The sequence below is a fragment of the Solibacillus sp. FSL W7-1464 genome, assembly GCF_038004425.1.
Lineage (GTDB): Bacteria > Bacillota > Bacilli > Bacillales_A > Planococcaceae > Solibacillus.
Map to the genome: position 1 here is coordinate 2,778,763 of NZ_JBBORC010000001.1, position 16,345 is coordinate 2,795,107.

Consider the following 16,345-nt stretch of genomic DNA (forward strand, 5'->3'; position numbering starts at 1 on the left):
CTTTAAATTGAAAGCTCTTTTGATAATGTATACAAACTTAAGTCTGCTTGGTGCTTTGTTTCAAATGCTTTTCTTAAATCATAATCGATTATAGCGTGATTTTTCACGCCAACGGCTCTTCCACCTTTGTTTTCCAACAATAGCTCTACCGCTCTTGCACCAAATCTACCTGCTAAAACGCGGTCCCGAGCAGATGGAGAACCTCCCCGTTGTATATGACCTAATACAGATGTACGAATTTTAATTCCTGTACGTTCTTCCAAAAGCTGCGCAAGTTTATGACCATTCATTACACCTTCCGCTACAATAATAATACTATGGCGCTTTCCACGAGCTGCCCCACGCTCAAGACGTGTTACAATATCATCCAGCTCATACGATTCTTCAGGTATTAAAATCGATTCCGCACCCGCGGCCAAACCTGCCCAAAGAGCAATGTCTCCTGCGTCGCGGCCCATTACTTCAATAACAAACGTATTTTCATGACTTGTTGCCGTGTCTCGGATTTTATCGATTGATTCAACGACTGTATTAAGTGCCGTATCAAAGCCAATCGTATATTCTGTACCAGGTACGTCATTGTCGATTGTACCGGGAATGCCAACACACGGGAATCCTTTATCTGATAATTGCATGGCTCCACGATAAGTACCATCCCCGCCTATGACAACTAACCCTTCGATTCCCTCTTCTCTCATGCGTTCGATTGCTCTATTTTGAATATCATCCTGTTTAAATTCAGGGAAACGTGCTGAGTACAGTTTCGTTCCGCCTCGTTGAATAATATCGCCAACAGAACCAATATCTAAAAGTTCGAAGTTCCCATTATAGAGACCTTCATAACCATGATATACTCCGACAACATCTACATTATGAAAACTCGCTTTACGAACGACTGCACGAATAACAGCATTCATTCCCGGGGCGTCTCCACCACTCGTTAAAACCGCAATCTTCTTCATACGACCTTTTCCTCCTATTACGCTGTTACTAACCACATTAACAGAAAATACGCTCATATGTAACTATTCTAGAAAACAAATTGTAAAGCTTTTGAAAAAAATGAAGAATGCGCTCGCACGCATTCTTCAAAGTATACTACTGTTATAAAACAACCTTATTGTTCTATATACTGCCCAATATTTTTAAATTTCATATAACGATTTTCAACTAATTCTTCTGCATTTTCTTTATTTAAATCATTTAAAACGTTTGTAAGATATTCTTTCATAAATACCGCCTGCTGCTCAATATCCTTATGGGCACCGCCGGCAACTTCCGGAATAATCCCATCAATAACTTTAAGCTGCTTTAAGTCGAGGGCTGTTATTTTCATCGCTTCAGCCGCTTCTTTAGCATAGCTTGCATCCTTCCATAAAATTGATGCAGCTCCTTCAGGGGAAATTACCGAATACGTTGAGTTTTCAAGCATCAAAATCTTATTTGCAACCCCTAGTGCAAGCGCACCGCCACTTCCACCTTCACCAATTACAATACTAATGATCGGTACCCGAATTCCGGCCATTTCAAACAAATTCCGCGCAATCGCTTCACTTTGTCCGCGTTCCTCAGCTGCTTTCCCCGGATATGCCCCTTTCGTATCGATAAAGCAAATAATTGGGCGTTTGAATTTTTCTGCCTGTTTCATTAAACGTAACGCCTTACGGTAGCCTTCAGGATGAGGCATACCAAAATTGCGTCGAATATTTTCCTTTGTCGTTTTCCCGCGTTGGTGGCCAATAATCGTAATTGGCTGACCATTGAATGATGCAATCCCGCCGACAATTGCTGCATCATCTTTAAATGTACGATCCCCATGCACTTCGATAAAATCTTCAAAAATACGCTCAATATATTCAAGTGTTGTTGGACGGTCAGCATGGCGGGCTACTTGCACACGGTGCCAAGGCTCCATATTTGCATATACGTTTTTTTCAAGTTCCTGCAAGCGTGTTTCCAACTTGTCAATTTCACCGCTCATATCCACATCTGCTTCCGTGGCAATTGTTTTCAGCTCTACAATTTTTTCACGAAGTTTTACAACCGGTTCTTCAAATGCCATTAATTTAGACATGCGATACGCCTCCCTGTACATGCAGCTTAACGATTGTTGCAATTTTGTCGCGCATTTCTGTCCGGTTAAAAATTGCATCAAGCTGTCCATGATCTAATAAAAATTCTGCAGTCTGGAAATCATCCGGCAGCTTTTCACGTACCGTTTGTTCTATTACACGACGTCCCGCAAACCCAATCAGACTTTGAGGCTCTGCAATATTATAATCGCCGATCGATGCAAAACTTGCCGATACACCACCTGTAGTCGGATGCGTTAATATTGATATATATAGTAAGCCTTCCTCGCTATGGCGCTTTAAAGCAACGCTCGTTTTTGCCATTTGCATTAATGACAAGACCCCTTCTTGCATTCGCGCACCGCCACTTGCCGTAAAGATAATGAACGGCACTTTCAGCTCTGTCGCCTTCTCTACAGCACGGGTAATTTTTTCGCCAACAACGGAACCCATCGACCCCATTCGGAAATGAGAATCCATTACCGCAACAACGACCTGCATCCCTTTCAATGCACCTACACCTGTCAATACAGCTTCATTTAACCCTGTCTTCTTAATATCCGCTTCCACTTTTTCAACATAGGCAGGGAAGTTTAACGGATTGGTAGTTTGAAGATGATCATCCATTGAAACAAACGAACCCTCGTCTAAAAAACAGGCAATTCTTTCATTGGCTTTTAAAGTAAAATGATGCTGGCACTTTGCGCATACTTTTAAGTTTTTTTCGAGTTCTTTTGTGACATGAATCGTTTTACATTTAGGACATTTTGTCACGATGCCTTCCGGAAAGGATTTTTCATCTTCTTTTTTAGTAATATTATCTGTATTTTTTTTACGACTAATTGTAAATAAATCACGAATCGCCATCGTAATCCCCCTTTATATTCACATAATCATTCTTTAATAATGACCATCCATTTTTCATATGAATCAATTGCTTCGTGTATATAACCCATTTGCAGTGAAGCAAGCAGTATTTTTAATTCCATTTTCTCTTCTTCTGTAATCTCATTTGCCAATAAATTATTGCTGAAAGAAAGAAGCTGGAGCCAAATTTTTAATGCAAGCCGGTTACCTGAAACGATCATACACTCACGAAGTATGTCTTCTCTTTTTAACTCCTGCCCTAGCTCTACTTTTATAAAAAAGCTCTCCCAAATCGGCAGTGCCCTCAAATTTTCAGACTGGCAAACAATTCGAATCGCTTCTTTTTCATGCATTTCTCTCGTTGCATGCACATCCGCAATCGATTTTTCGTCCTGCAAAATAAATGATCCGACGATTTCAACAAACTGATGGTGCTGCATACTTGCCAAATATGTACCACCGCCATGCCTTGTTTCGATTAAACCAAGAAGCTCCAGACTGCGGAGTGCCTCCCGAACCGAAGACCTTCCCACTTGCAGCTGTTCGCTTAACGTTCTTTCTGAAGGAAGCTTTTGCCCTTCCTGAATATTTTGTTCCGCAATTAAATCGTGTAATTGCTTAACAATTTGAATAAACATCTTTTTTGCGGGCTTATCTTCCACATATTTCACCTCACCGTGACTAACGAGTTCCATTATTATTAACAAAAGTGGTCAGACCAGTTACTAAAGTAAGAATACAAAATGTTTTTCACATTGTAAAGAGAAAATATAAAACTTATATTTTATATATAATAAAATTTGCGAATATATAACCGGATTTACGTTTTTTCGATAAATTTAGATGAATCCATATAAAAAGAGCGCCTCTAAAGCTAGTAGAAGGCGCTCTTTAATACTATTTATTTTATAATAATCTGTTTAACTTTTATTTGTTGTTTATTAAATCGATGCTCGTAAAACCCCTCGATATAGAGCAGTCCCTCTTCCTGAATTTTCCCGGCAACTAGCTCATATTCTTTCGGGAATAATGTTAAAGACACCGTACCAAACTCATCTTCCATCTGAACAAATGCCATCAGTTCCCCGCGCTTTGTGCGGAGCTGACGCATTTCCCGAACTTGACCGATCATTTTTACGAATGCATTGTCTTTAAGCTGCGCCAACGTCTGAACAGTTGCGGTTACTTCCGGGTAATGGCTTCGCAATTTTACGATCGGATGATCTGATAAGTAAAAACCGAGCACGTCCTTTTCATACTGCAGCTTGATTTTTTCCGGCATTGGGGATGTTTCACTATATTTCGGTTTGCCGAATGCGAGCAGTGCCCCTTCAAACAAGTCATCCCCGCCCGGTCGTACGAAATCGGCCTGTTTTTGCGCACCTTCAATAGTAGCGAGTAAAGTGGCACGATCCTTGCCGAATTCATCGAGTGCGCCTGCTTTAATGAGCGGTTCGATAATTTTTCTGTTGAAATTCGCTGTCGTCAGCGTCACTGCCAAATCAAATATAGAATCAAAGGACTTCTGCCTTTCTTCCCGCGCAATTAACAGCTTTTGCATAAATGGCTGCGGTACTCCTTTAATCACTGATAAACTAAATCTGATTTTCCCGCTTTCCACTTTAAAGTGGCGCATACTACGATTGATCGACGGCGGCAAAATTTCGATTCTCTTAGCTTTTGCCTCCATTAGGATTTGAGCAAGCTTTTCCGGATTCCCCGTTGCATTTGTAAGAAGGGCAGCATAAAAATTGACCGGATAATTGGCTTTCAAGTACGCCATCTGATAAGAGATGACACTATATGCAACAGCATGGCTTTTCGGGAAGCCATAATCGGCAAACCGGACGATCAGTGCATACACTTCTTCTGCCGCCTGCTGTGTATAGCCTTTTGTTAACGCGCCTTTTACGAAAGAGGCTCTCTGCTGTTCTAGTACATCCCGATTCTTTTTGCTCACAGCTCGACGAAGTAAATCAGCCTGTCCAAAAGAAAAGCCCGCCATCACATTCGCAATGCGCATGATCTGCTCCTGATAAATAATAACGCCGTATGTTTCTTCCAAAATCGGTGTTAAATGCGGATGCGGCATGATTACCTGTTCTTTTTTATGTTTTCTTCTTGCATACATCGGAATAAATTCCATCGGGCCCGGTCGATACAATGCATTGACTGCAACAATGTCTAAAAAGTGGGTCGGTTTAATTTCACGGAGTGCATTTTTCATGCCATCCGACTCTAGCTGGAAAATACCATTCGTGTCGCCATTTTGTAAAAGTTCAAATGTCTTCTCATCATTGAGCGGAATTTGATTAAAATTGATTTGAGTATTATGGGTAAACTGAATCGACTTCCGTATTTGCTCTAAAATCGTTAAATTCCGGAGCCCTAAAAAATCAATTTTCAATAATCCGTTTTGCTCTACTTCCTGCATCGGCCACTGCGTTAAAAATATTCCGTCATGTCCTTCTTCGATTGGTACGACATCGACTAATGGAACAGGACTTAAAACAACTCCTGCTGCGTGTGTCGACGCATTTCTTGGAAGTCCTTCCAGCCGAAGAGATGTTTGAAACCACTTTTGGCGGATTGGCTCTGCTGTAATCCAGGCTCTTAAGTTTTCCGACATTCCATATGCTTCTTTCAGTGTAATTCCGGGCTTATTCGGTATCAGCTTTGAAATCATTTCCAATGCTTCACTTTCGAAATTAAACATACGGGCAACATCGCGGGCAACCGCTTTTGCAGATAGTGTACCGAACGTAATAATTTGTGCGACATATTGTTTGCCATATTTTTTCGCAACATACTGAATCACTTCATGCCGTCTCGTATCTAAAAAGTCGATATCGATATCCGGCAATGTAATACGCTCCGGATTTAAAAAACGTTCAAACAGCAAATCATATTGCAATGGGTCCACCTGTGTAATCTCGAGTGCAAATGCGACAAGAGAAGACGCGGAAGAACCACGGCCAGGGCCTGTTAATATTTGCGCTTCACGGGCAAACTTCATAAAGTCCGCAACAATGAGAAAATAATCCGAATAGCCCATCGATTGGATCACATGAAGTTCATAGTTTATCCGTTCAACATACTGAGTTGGCAATGTGTGCATATTTAAACGATGCTGTAAACCAGCCACTACTTGCTGCTGCAGCAAGTTTTCCACTGTCTCTCCTTCGCCAACCGGAAACTTTGGCATATAGACATTCGTTGTGTTTATTTCAATTTGACAGCTCAGTAATAGATTTTCCATTTGTATGAGCCATTGTTGCTGATCATGAAACTTCTGCTGCCACTGTTCTGCTGTCAGTAAATGATTTTCCTGTTTATTGCTTTCTACAGCATCACTAAGTTTTACACCGGTGTGAATGGCCTGTGCCACTTCATAGGCAAAAAAATCCTCGTCATTAAAAAACAGACTTTCATGTGTCGCAACAATCGGCAGAGCATTTTTTTCAGCAAGCTGCACTGCCGAACTTTCCAAACCTGCCGTGGCGGATAAACGGGAAATCCCGATATATACTTCAGCCGGATAGGCCTTAATAATTTCGTTCAATAGTGGTTCTGCTTTCTGCTGCAGCCATAGTGCCTGCTTTTCAAGCACAGGTACCATAAATGCAATCCCTTTCCCATAGGCAAGCAGCCACCTTAACGGAATCGTTTGCTCCGGTCGAATAGCGATACTACTGGAAATTTTTAATAAGTTACGATACCCTTCATTTGTTTTAGCATATAAAACAAGCGGTAATGATTCGTCTTCCGTCATTTCAAGTTGAATTGTCAAGCCTACTACCGGATGAATTCCTGCCCTTTTCATTTCAAACCAAAAAGGCAAAAGTCCGTACAATTTCGTATTAACAATTGCACAGCTTTTTGCCTTTTGCTGATGTAAAAAAGGGATGAGCTCATCTATACGAATTGTACTTTTCAATAAATCGGCACTTGTCCGTACTTGCGGATATACAGCCACCCGTCATCCCTCCATCATATTATTTATATTCACTGCAAATGACTTTTAAATCTTCAATTACTCGATCAGCTTCTTCCCAAGAATAAGCTGTGGCACCGGATGCCAGCGGATGTCCGCCCCCATTATACTTTTTCGCCAAGCCGTTGATAACCGGACCTTTCGAACGTATACGAACGCGTATTGTATCATTGTCTTCAATGAACATCACCCATGCTCGGATATTCTTTACATTGCCCAATGAACTGACTAATAGCGATGTTTCGGATGGTGTAGCATCATATTGCTGTAATATGGCTGCAGGCAATTTAATCGAGGCCGCACCGTTTTCGTCCATTTCAAAATGCTGGTATATATAACCTTGAAGATTTAATAGTTTACGTTCCATTTCGTACATACCATCAAATACTTCATTTCGGTCGAAATTATATTGTACAAGCTGTCCTGCAGTTTCAAATGTTTTCGGGCTCGCACTCGGATATAAAAAACGCCCTGTATCGCCGACAATTCCTGCAAATAACAGGCGTGCTGCTTCATCTGACATATTCCAATCTGCATACGTATTACCTTCTTCGTATAGTTCATAAATCATTTCACTGCATGAACTAGCATCCGTATCCACCCATAACAAATCACCGTAAGCATCATCATTCGGGTGGTGGTCTATTTTAATAAGAAAGTCACCGTTTACATAGCGCTGATCATCAATACGTTCTGTATTCGCAGTATCTGTCACAATGACCAGTGCATTTTTAAACTGTGCATCTTCAACTTGCTGAGGAGATGCCATGAAAGATAATGAGTCGTCATGCTCACCGACTGTGTATACCGCTTTCTCCGGATAATTTGCCCGGATTAATTCTGCCAGCCCTATTTGTGAACCATACGCATCGGGATCCGGTCTTACATGGCGATGCAGTACAATTGTTTCATATTGTTTAATTTTGTCAATTATTTGACGTTTCAATACATTTCCTCCTCGTCCATAATGAATACCTATATCATTTTCCTTTAAAAATCGTTACAATATTTAGTAGTTTGGCTATTAGGAGGTTCAATATGGTTTACTTAAATTTTCTGTTTGTTGCCTGTATTATAGCGTCACTAGTATTTTATTTTTATTTTAAAACTAAGCAGTTCCGTTCGACACTGCCTATCCGTCGTAAATGGTATACTGCGAAAGCCGGAGTTGCGCTTGCCGCGTTTCTCATCTTCTTTGGTCTGAATGCAACGATTTTGTATCCGGATATTCTCGGGTTTGCCGTTGCAGCTGTTTTCCTTATCATTGGTGCCGGTTTAGGCGTCAATAACTATAAACGGATGCAGCATGAAGGCCGATACATAAAAGAAGAATATGAACTAAACAGGTAATAGTACGGGGTCAGTTGAAAGCGATTTACTTTCAGCATGACCTTTTTTTATCGTTCTAATAGCTGGAATGTCATCATCGCTTTTCCTACAAGATTTGTCGCGCTGTATACTTCAAAGTCCATTTTCACGAATTTACGGGACATGTCCAAAATTCTAGGACGGACCGTTAATACGCTTTCCATCTGAACTGGCTTGATAAAGTAAATATTCATATTTTCTACTACCGCTTCCCCACGCTTACGGCGCTTCAATGCAAAAGCACCGACTTCGGATAATAGGATGGTAAAGGCTCCATATGAAATTGCACCGAATTGATTCGTCATTTGCGGTGTAACCGTAAATTCTACTTCAATGTCCTCTTCACCCATGACGCGCATTTCATTTTTCACTAAATCATCAATCGTCTCGCCATGCTGAGGTTGCCGCTGTGCTAATTGAATCGCCTTCAATACATCCTGACGACTGATAACCCCTTTTAACAGCCCTTCTTCATCGATAACAGGAAGCAGGTCGATTCCTTCCCATATCATTCGGTGTCCCGCAGAAGCGACACTTGTTTTCATCGATGCAGCAATCGGGTTCTTCGTCATTACTTTATCAATCGGCTCTGATTCTTCTTTCCCGATTACGTCCTTGCTCGTGATCATACCGACAAGTCTGTTTTGACCTGTTACTACAGGGAAAGCCCCGTGTGTCGTACGACGGTTCTGTCTATGGAAATCCTCAATTGTATCATTATTTTTTAATACAGCCGTATCTTCCATCGGGACATATACATCTTCAATCAGTAAAATATCTTTTTTAATCAGCTGGTCGTAAATCGCCCGGTTGATCATCGTCGCCACTGTAAATGTATCATACGTTGTCGAAATTATCGGCAGATCCAATTCATCGGCCAGGTCTTTATTGGATTCTATTGTATCAAAACCGCCCGTAATTAAGACAGCTGCTCCTGTTTTCAATGCATATTCATGGGCCTGTGTACGGTTTCCGACGATGAGCAGGCTCCCTGCATCTGTATAGCGCATCATATCATCAAGCTTCATTGCACCAATTACAAACTTCGTCAATGTTTTATGGAGACCTGATTTCCCGCCTAAAACCTGTCCATCTATAATGTTTACAATTTCAGCAAATGTTAAGCGTTCAATATTTTCTTTCTTTTTCTTTTCAATTCGAATCGTTCCTACACGTTCAATTGAGCTTACAAGACGTCGATTTTCAGCTTCTTTTATCGCTCGGTAAGCTGTTCCTTCACTCACTAGCATTTCCTTTGCAATTTGACGAACCGAAATTTTATCGCCAACTGGTAGTGATTCAATGTATTGTAAAATCTTCTCGTGTTTCGTTGACAATTACATCACCTATTTCTCATCATTCATTTATGTCTTTAGTGTACCATATTTAAACAGCGCAATTATACTAATTTCAATACATATACCCGTATAATTGCTTATAAATGTAAGGAAAAGCTCAAGGAATAAATAAGACAAACTGCCCAACAAATTAGTGTTGGGCAGTTTAAGTGTTAAGTTTCAATTATAGAATTGATACAGACAGCCGGAAGTTAGAACTTCACAAATTCACCTGGCTGCAATACTTGGACTTCTGCGTCTTCAACAAGTTTCGCAAAGTCGGCAGGATCTTGTTGGATCGGCGGGAATGTATTGTAGTGAACCGGTACTACAATTTTCGGCTTCAATAACGAAACCGCATAAGCAGCATCCTCAGGTCCCATTGTAAAGTTGTCGCCAATCGGTAAAAAGGCAATATCAATCGGATGACGTTTTCCGATTAACTCCATATCCCCAAATAATGCCGTATCACCAGCATGGTAAATTGTTTTACCCTCTGCCGTAAATAAAATTCCGGCAGGCATTCCCATATAGATAATTTCGTTGTTTTCCGTTACGTATGAAGAGCCATGAAATGCCTGGGTAAATTTCACTTTCCCGAATTCAAATTGGCGGGCACCACCAATATGCATATTGTGGACTCTGCATCCCTGCCAACCTAAATAGTCCGCAAGCTCATTTGGAGCAACTACAAGTGCATCATGCGTTTTTGCCAATTGGACAGTATCTCCAACATGATCATTATGTCCATGTGTCAGTAAAATGACATCCGGTTTTTCATTTTCAACCTTTAAATCTGTCTGTCCATTTCCATTAATGAAAGGGTCTATTAAAATCGTAGTCCCATTTGTCACAATCTTTACGACGGAATGGCCGTGAAATGAAATTTGCATATAACATACCTCCTAAAATAACCTTCCCTGTATCATTCGATATTTATGCATAATTCTCCTTTTTTTGATATGCTTATACCGCGAATTCATTATTTGAATAACAAAGGAGTTTATACAATGTCGAAATTGAAACAATTACAAAATCATTTATTTGAAAATGGTTGGGATGCTGCTTTTATTACAACACCTGACAATGTCTTTTACTTTTCCGGTTTTAGAAGTGAGCCGCATGAACGCTTACTTGGAGTTATGGTATTTAAGGATGCAGAACCATTTTTAATTTGTCCGAAAATGGAAATGCCGGATGCGGTAGCAGCAGGATGGACTTTTGACGTTGTCGGACATGAAGATACAGAAAATGCCTGGGATGTTGTCGCAAAAAGTGTAGCGGATCGCAATATTGCCTTTGACACATTGGCTATCGAGAAATCTCATTTAACGGTTGAGCGTTTGGAAGCGATTCAAGAACGTTATGAGCAATTGAAATTTGAAGGTATTGATGAAAAAATTAACGCGCTCCGGATTTCAAAAGACGAAACGGAACTTGAAAAATTACGTAAAGCTGCCCAGTTAGCAGACTATGCAATTCAAGTTGGTTGTGATGCAATCGCAGAAGGTGTAACAGAAATGGAAATTTTAAATACAATCGAATCAGCTATTAAGGCAAAAGGCTATGCAATGAGCTTCGATACGATGGTATTGGCAGGAGAAAAAGCAGCTTCTCCTCATGGCACACCTGGCAACCGCAAAGTAAAAAAAGGTGACCTTATCTTATTTGACCTAGGTGTTATTTACGATGGGTACTGTTCAGATATTACGCGAACAGTAGCATTCGGCCAGCCAAATGACGAACAAATTGAAATTTACAATGCTGTTCGCCGCGCAAACGAAGCAGCAATTGATGCAGTTAAACCAGGAGTCCGCGCAATGGACTTGGATAAAATTGCCCGAGATGTCATCACAGATGCAGGCTACGGCCAATATTTCACACACCGTTTAGGTCACGGTCTTGGTATTTCTGTTCACGAGTTCCCGTCAATCAACGGGGCCAACGAATATACCCTAAATGAAGGTACAGTATTTACAATTGAACCCGGCATCTATAAAACGAATGCTGCAGGCGTGCGTATCGAAGATGATGTAGTTGTAACAAAAGATGGTGTAGAAGTACTTACATCATTTACAAAAGAACTTGTAATTCTATAATATATTATTAATAGTTATTTTGATTGAATAGAAACTATTAGATTTGCATATACTAAGCGAGCAGGCCCTTTTGAAAGGGTTGCTCGCTTTTTGTTATGTACTTTACAATTTTTAACTGGTTTTCTAACAGCAAAAATGTGGAATAGAATATTAATTACTTAAGAATAACCGAAAGGAAGTGGTGCATTATGAAAAAATGGTCATTTACAACGCTACTTATAATTGTGCTTACACTATTGCCAATAAGTCAAATTGAATGGGGTACGCAAGCCGAAGCTAGTCAAACAGGTAAAACTAATAATGAAGCCATTTCAAATAATGCATCAACGGACAAAGCGGTAAAGGAAAAAGCCCCTGTCTCAAATAGCTTTATGCCAAAAGTAAATCGCAGTTATACGTATAAACCATCTTTTGAAGATGCCGGTCAAAAAACCTATACGGCTTCTAAAAATAACTCGATCGAAAACTCGGTAGAATTGCTGGAAAATGATTATATCGGTTATACGTATATTGAAGATCAGCAGCAGCTTGCATTAGGTGTTGCGTATTCAGATATTTTTTTCTTCTCATTAAGCTATCCGATGAAAGAAAAGACAACAATTACCGATACGGATTATTTATATGATGGCACGACTGAAACAACACCAGTATATGTTGAAAGTACAAGTGCAACAGTTAAAACAAAAGCAGGGACGTTCCACAATGTAGTAGTGCTAAATTATCCAAACGGCTCGAAAATCTACTTGGCAAAAGATCACGGTATTATTCGTATTACCGATTTTGAAGGTAACATTACAACTGAATTAATTTCGGTTAAATAAAATGACCTCATAAAAAAATCCGCTACGTTTGGTTTCGTAGCGGATTTTTGCTGTAAAATGCTTATTAATTTAATCCTGTCAGTGCACCTAATACATCTTCTACTTCTGCAAATTCCAGCCCTTGTGCATCTGCTACTGCACGGTATACAACTTTACCGTCCAATGTATTGACACCGCGTTTTAAAGCAAGGTTGTCCAGGCATGCACGTAAAAAGCCTTTATTCGCAATTTGCAATGCATAAGGAACCGTATTGTTTGTTAACGCGATCGTCGACGTACGCGGAACCGCTCCTGGCATATTTGCCACAGTATAATGCACAACACCGTGTTTCACAAATGTTGGATTGTCATGCGTTGTTACTTTTTCAGATGTTGCAAAACAACCGCCTTGGTCAATCGCAATATCAACAACAACAGATCCAGGTGACATCGATTGGATCATTTCTTCAGTAACTAGCTTTGGCGCCTTCGCTCCAGGAATCAGTACTGAGCCAACCACTAAATCCGCAGAACGAACAGCATCTGCAATATTATACGGATTGGAAATTAACGTTTGAACATCACGTCCGAACAAATCATCAAGCTGGCGTAATCGTTCAGGATTCAAATCGATAATTGTAACATCCGCTCCCATGCCGACTGCTACTTTAGCTGCATTTGTTCCCGCAATACCACCGCCGATTACTGTTACTTTACTGCGAGGAACGCCTGATACTCCACCAAGCAAGATACCTTTACCGCCCGGCAGCTTTTCTAAATAATGTGCGCCGATTTGTGTTGCCATTTTACCTGCAACTTCACTCATCGGTGTTAATAATGGTAAAGAACCGTTTGGTAATTGAACTGTTTCATAGGCGATACCGATTACTCGATTTTCAAGTAAAGCTTTAGTCAACTCTGGCTCTGGCGCTAAATGCAAGTACGTAAATAGTATTAACCCTTCACGGAAATACTTGTATTCGCTTTGTACAGGTTCTTTTACTTTTAAAACCATTTCTCCAGCCCATGCTTCATCCGCTGTTTGCACAATATGGGCACCCGCATCAATATAGTCCTGATCCGTAAATGCAGAACCTAATCCTGCACCTGTTTCAATGTATACTTCGTGACCATTTGCAATTAATGACAATACCCCTGCTGGTGTCATCGCAACTCGATTTTCGTTGTTCTTTATCTCTTTCGGTACCCCTATTTTCAACGTAATTCCTCCCTTTAACAATCACTTAGAAATATGCTTAACATAAATCAAATCCATTTTACCAATTTTACCAGCAAATTAGTAGAGGATTTTGAATGTAAATTCTATTCTGAAAAGTGATAGGGTCCTCATGCCTTACAACTGTATGGAAAATCCTATTATTTTGCGGAGAAAAATATTTTATAATAGTAAAACAGAATACTAAACATCCAATATTTGTGACTATTTTATGGAATTTATAGTATTTCATTTACATATCAGCGCAGAAATTATGTTCATAGGAAAATTATTTGGTATAATATAGTTATAGATAATTAGGAGGTATGGAAAATGGCAAACCAATATAAAAGCATTGTAGTAGCAGTAGACGGCTCGAAAGAAGCAGAATATGCATTCCGTAAATCAATCGATGTTGCAAAACGCAATGAAGGTGCAACACTCAACCTAGTAAACGTTATCGACACACGTTCTTTCGCAGCTATAGAAGCTTATGACCGTTCAATTGCTGAGCGCGCCCAACAGCATTCCGAAGAACTGTTAAGCGGTTACAAAAAACAAGCTGAAGCAGAAGGCGTTGAAAACGTTAACCTGATTATTGAATATGGCTCTCCTAAAAATATTATTACAAAAGATCTTTCAAAAGTTGTGGAAGCAGATTTAATTATTTGTGGCGCAACTGGTTTAAATGCAGTTGAACGTTTCCTGATCGGTTCTGTATCTGAAGCAATCGTTCGTTCAGCTACATGTGACGTATTAGTAATCCGTACACCGGAGTGATTTAAACAAGTAAAATACAAAATGCCATCTTCTCAATTTGAGTCGATGGCATTTATCATTTATCGTTTCTGATTATTGCTTTCTTTCCACATGCTGACTTTTTCAAAGAACATCGCAAGAGCATCACGGTTTGACATCTTCGGCACTTTTGCCAGTAAAACCTCACGCGGTGCTTTTAACTGCTCGCTTTGCTTTTGTAAAATTAGGATACTTTTCTCGTGCGCTTTTGATGAGAACAGGTTGTCCGGCAATTGGATGACCGCCTGAATCCACGCATGTCCTTTAATATACTGGTGAAGCTGTTTTGCCTGATCGGATTCGAATAAATTTGCCGGAATCAGGAAAAACCCAAAGCCACCTTCTTTTGTATAATTTAAAGATTGCTCGATAAACAGATGGTGTGCATAGCTCATTCCCTCTGCCGCGCATAATTCGTAGTCAAGTGCTACTTCTTCATTCGGATAATACCCTACAGGCAAGTCGCATACTACCGCATCAACCGGATCCACTAACAGTTTTTCCAGTGCATCCTGACGGAATAGTGTAACAGGTTGTTCGATAAGGTCTCCTGTCGCTGCCGCCAGTCGAATTAATAGATCATCGACTTCCACACCGGAAGCAACCACTTTTCCTTCCAATGAATTCATGACCGTAAAGAGTAAATTCCCTGTACCGAGTGCCGGGTCCACAATAGAGATGGTCCCGTCCGATAATTCCTGGTCAAAGCACTGCTCTACAAAATGGCTTACAATAAGCCCCAGTGTATCAGGTGTCATTTGGTGGTTTGGCTGTGCACTTTTACGCATCCCTTTTAAAATCGCAATTTGGATTGCTTTACGCATATCTTCCTTCGTTGCACCTTCTACTTGCCACTCAAATTTTCCGTCCAGTGTGTCTTCCAAAGTTTGCAGTAACGCTTCCAAATAATCCTGCTCCTGCTGTGCTGCAATATTTTCCGCGTTGTCATTAATATATTTGAAAATTTGTTCAAACTTCTCCATTAACTTAACTCCCTCATTCCAATCATTTGGATTTCTCGCTCGATTGCGACATATCCGCTAAATGAACAACCCACTCAATCATGAAACATTGAGTGGGTGTTAATCATACATGTAATTACTTTACAACAAAATCAATCAAAACGAAATTATTTTGATAGTGCTTTTACTGCTTCGATGGCAGCATCATAATTGGGGTGGTCTGTACCTTCTGGAACATATTCCACATAAGCAACTTTCCCTGTTTCATCAACAACAAAAATTGAACGTGCTAAAAGGCGTAATTCTTTCATATGTACGCCATATGCTTCACCGAATGATGCATCGCGGTGGTCTGATACTGTTACAACATTATCGATACCCGCAGCTCCACACCAACGTTTTTGAGCAAATGGTAAATCCATTGACACTGTGTAAATCACAACATTGTCACCTAAGTTTGCCGCTGCTTCGTTAAATGTACGAGTTTGCTTATCGCAAACACCTGTTTCCAATGAAGGAACAACCGAGAATAAGCGAATTTTACCTTCAGAATCTTTTAAAGTTACTGGTGATAAATCGTTTGCAAGTACTGTAAAATCCGGTGCTTGATCACCAACTTTTACCTCATTACCGATTAGTGTTACTGGATTGTTTTTAAATGTTACTTGTGCCATATTAAACGCCTCCTTTATATTCCCTAATATTACTAAAAAAGATTTAGCAATTGCAACTAACTGAGCTCGTATTCAGAAACAAAAAGAAAAGAGCTGTTTTTATAAGATAAATCTTACAAAACAGCTCTTCTCCAGCTTAGAAGGTGTCGATAGTTATT

15 protein-coding genes are annotated in these 16,345 nt (G+C 40.1%); 4 read left to right on the plus strand and 11 right to left on the minus strand.

Annotation, left to right across the window (positions count from 1 at the left end; genetic code table 11):
* Positions 1–2 precede the first annotated feature (2 nt).
* From pfkA to MKZ25_RS13740, 6 genes are all read right to left on the minus strand, one after another.
* Positions 3–962, minus strand: a complete 960-nt coding sequence (pfkA, locus tag MKZ25_RS13715) for a 6-phosphofructokinase (RefSeq protein WP_340802013.1) — start codon at positions 960–962, stop codon at positions 3–5.
* Between the two features lie 155 nt (positions 963–1,117).
* Positions 1,118–2,074, minus strand: a complete 957-nt coding sequence (gene accA / locus MKZ25_RS13720; protein ID WP_340802015.1) for an acetyl-CoA carboxylase carboxyl transferase subunit alpha — start codon at positions 2,072–2,074, stop codon at positions 1,118–1,120.
* On the minus strand, positions 2,067–2,939 hold the full coding sequence (gene accD / locus MKZ25_RS13725) for an acetyl-CoA carboxylase, carboxyltransferase subunit beta (protein WP_340802017.1): 873 nt from the start codon (positions 2,937–2,939) through the stop codon (positions 2,067–2,069). Before accD ends, accA begins: the two co-directional genes overlap by 8 nt.
* 26 nt (positions 2,940–2,965) lie before the next feature.
* Positions 2,966–3,601 (minus strand): FadR/GntR family transcriptional regulator, encoded by a 636-nt coding sequence (locus tag MKZ25_RS13730; RefSeq protein ID WP_340802018.1) that lies wholly within the window; start codon positions 3,599–3,601, stop codon positions 2,966–2,968.
* 239 nt (positions 3,602–3,840) lie between these two features.
* The gene (gene dnaE / locus MKZ25_RS13735; RefSeq protein ID WP_340802019.1) at positions 3,841–6,915 is read right to left on the minus strand and encodes a DNA polymerase III subunit alpha; all 3,075 of its coding nucleotides are present in this window, start codon (positions 6,913–6,915) and stop codon (positions 3,841–3,843) included.
* A 19-nt stretch (positions 6,916–6,934) separates the two neighbouring features.
* Positions 6,935–7,879 carry a DHH family phosphoesterase gene (locus MKZ25_RS13740; protein ID WP_340802020.1) on the minus strand — a complete coding sequence of 315 codons (945 nt, stop codon included), beginning with the start codon at positions 7,877–7,879 and terminating at the stop codon, positions 6,935–6,937.
* Between the two features lie 92 nt (positions 7,880–7,971).
* On the opposite strand from MKZ25_RS13740, the gene MKZ25_RS13745 reads away from it, so the two are divergent.
* Entirely contained in the window at positions 7,972–8,283 is a 312-nt protein-coding gene (locus tag MKZ25_RS13745; protein WP_340802022.1) for a YtpI family protein, read from the plus strand.
* 47 nt (positions 8,284–8,330) lie between these two features.
* On the opposite strand, the gene MKZ25_RS13750 is transcribed toward MKZ25_RS13745, so the two are convergent.
* The gene (locus tag MKZ25_RS13750; protein WP_340802023.1) at positions 8,331–9,638 is read right to left on the minus strand and encodes a DRTGG domain-containing protein; all 1,308 of its coding nucleotides are present in this window, start codon (positions 9,636–9,638) and stop codon (positions 8,331–8,333) included.
* A gap of 212 nt (positions 9,639–9,850) precedes the next feature.
* Positions 9,851–10,531 (minus strand): metal-dependent hydrolase, encoded by a 681-nt coding sequence (locus tag MKZ25_RS13755; protein WP_340802024.1) that lies wholly within the window; start codon positions 10,529–10,531, stop codon positions 9,851–9,853.
* A gap of 117 nt (positions 10,532–10,648) precedes the next feature.
* Here MKZ25_RS13755 and MKZ25_RS13760 point away from each other — a divergent pair, with 117 nt between their 5' ends.
* Positions 10,649–11,737: a M24 family metallopeptidase gene (locus MKZ25_RS13760; RefSeq protein WP_340802026.1), complete on the plus strand. Its 1,089-nt coding sequence runs from the start codon at positions 10,649–10,651 to the stop codon at positions 11,735–11,737.
* A gap of 188 nt (positions 11,738–11,925) precedes the next feature.
* Complete coding sequence (locus tag MKZ25_RS13765) at positions 11,926–12,558, plus strand: 5,10-methylene tetrahydromethanopterin reductase (protein WP_340802027.1); 633 nt, start codon at positions 11,926–11,928, stop codon at positions 12,556–12,558.
* A gap of 64 nt (positions 12,559–12,622) precedes the next feature.
* Here MKZ25_RS13765 and ald read toward each other — a convergent pair whose 3' ends face one another.
* Entirely contained in the window at positions 12,623–13,756 is a 1,134-nt protein-coding gene (ald, locus tag MKZ25_RS13770; protein ID WP_340802028.1) for an alanine dehydrogenase, read from the minus strand.
* A 330-nt stretch (positions 13,757–14,086) separates the two neighbouring features.
* Here ald and MKZ25_RS13775 point away from each other — a divergent pair, with 330 nt between their 5' ends.
* Positions 14,087–14,533: a universal stress protein gene (locus MKZ25_RS13775; RefSeq protein ID WP_340802029.1), complete on the plus strand. Its 447-nt coding sequence runs from the start codon at positions 14,087–14,089 to the stop codon at positions 14,531–14,533.
* A gap of 59 nt (positions 14,534–14,592) precedes the next feature.
* Here the strand turns inward: MKZ25_RS13775 and MKZ25_RS13780 are convergent, their stop codons facing one another.
* Together MKZ25_RS13780 and tpx are read right to left on the minus strand one after the other, a co-directional pair.
* On the minus strand, positions 14,593–15,534 hold the full coding sequence (locus tag MKZ25_RS13780; RefSeq protein ID WP_340802030.1) for a class I SAM-dependent methyltransferase: 942 nt from the start codon (positions 15,532–15,534) through the stop codon (positions 14,593–14,595).
* Positions 15,535–15,680: 146 nt separating this feature from the next.
* A complete protein-coding gene (gene tpx, locus MKZ25_RS13785; protein WP_340802031.1) occupies positions 15,681–16,187 on the minus strand; it encodes a thiol peroxidase in 507 nt (168 codons plus the stop codon).
* Positions 16,188–16,345: the final 158 nt, after the last annotated feature.

Coding starts and splice junctions, on each gene's coding strand:
- MKZ25_RS13755 (WP_340802024.1), bottom strand. CDS start 10,531: ATGCAAATTTCATTTCACGGCCATTCCGTCGTAAAGATTGTGACAAAT.
- pfkA (WP_340802013.1), bottom strand. CDS start 962: ATGAAGAAGATTGCGGTTTTAACGAGTGGTGGAGACGCCCCGGGAATG.
- MKZ25_RS13765 (WP_340802027.1), top strand. CDS start 11,926: ATGAAAAAATGGTCATTTACAACGCTACTTATAATTGTGCTTACACTA.
- MKZ25_RS13745 (WP_340802022.1), top strand. CDS start 7,972: ATGGTTTACTTAAATTTTCTGTTTGTTGCCTGTATTATAGCGTCACTA.
- tpx (WP_340802031.1), bottom strand. CDS start 16,187: ATGGCACAAGTAACATTTAAAAACAATCCAGTAACACTAATCGGTAAT.
- MKZ25_RS13760 (WP_340802026.1), top strand. CDS start 10,649: ATGTCGAAATTGAAACAATTACAAAATCATTTATTTGAAAATGGTTGG.
- MKZ25_RS13780 (WP_340802030.1), bottom strand. CDS start 15,534: ATGGAGAAGTTTGAACAAATTTTCAAATATATTAATGACAACGCGGAA.
- MKZ25_RS13775 (WP_340802029.1), top strand. CDS start 14,087: ATGGCAAACCAATATAAAAGCATTGTAGTAGCAGTAGACGGCTCGAAA.
- accA (WP_340802015.1), bottom strand. CDS start 2,074: ATGTCTAAATTAATGGCATTTGAAGAACCGGTTGTAAAACTTCGTGAA.
- accD (WP_340802017.1), bottom strand. CDS start 2,939: ATGGCGATTCGTGATTTATTTACAATTAGTCGTAAAAAAAATACAGAT.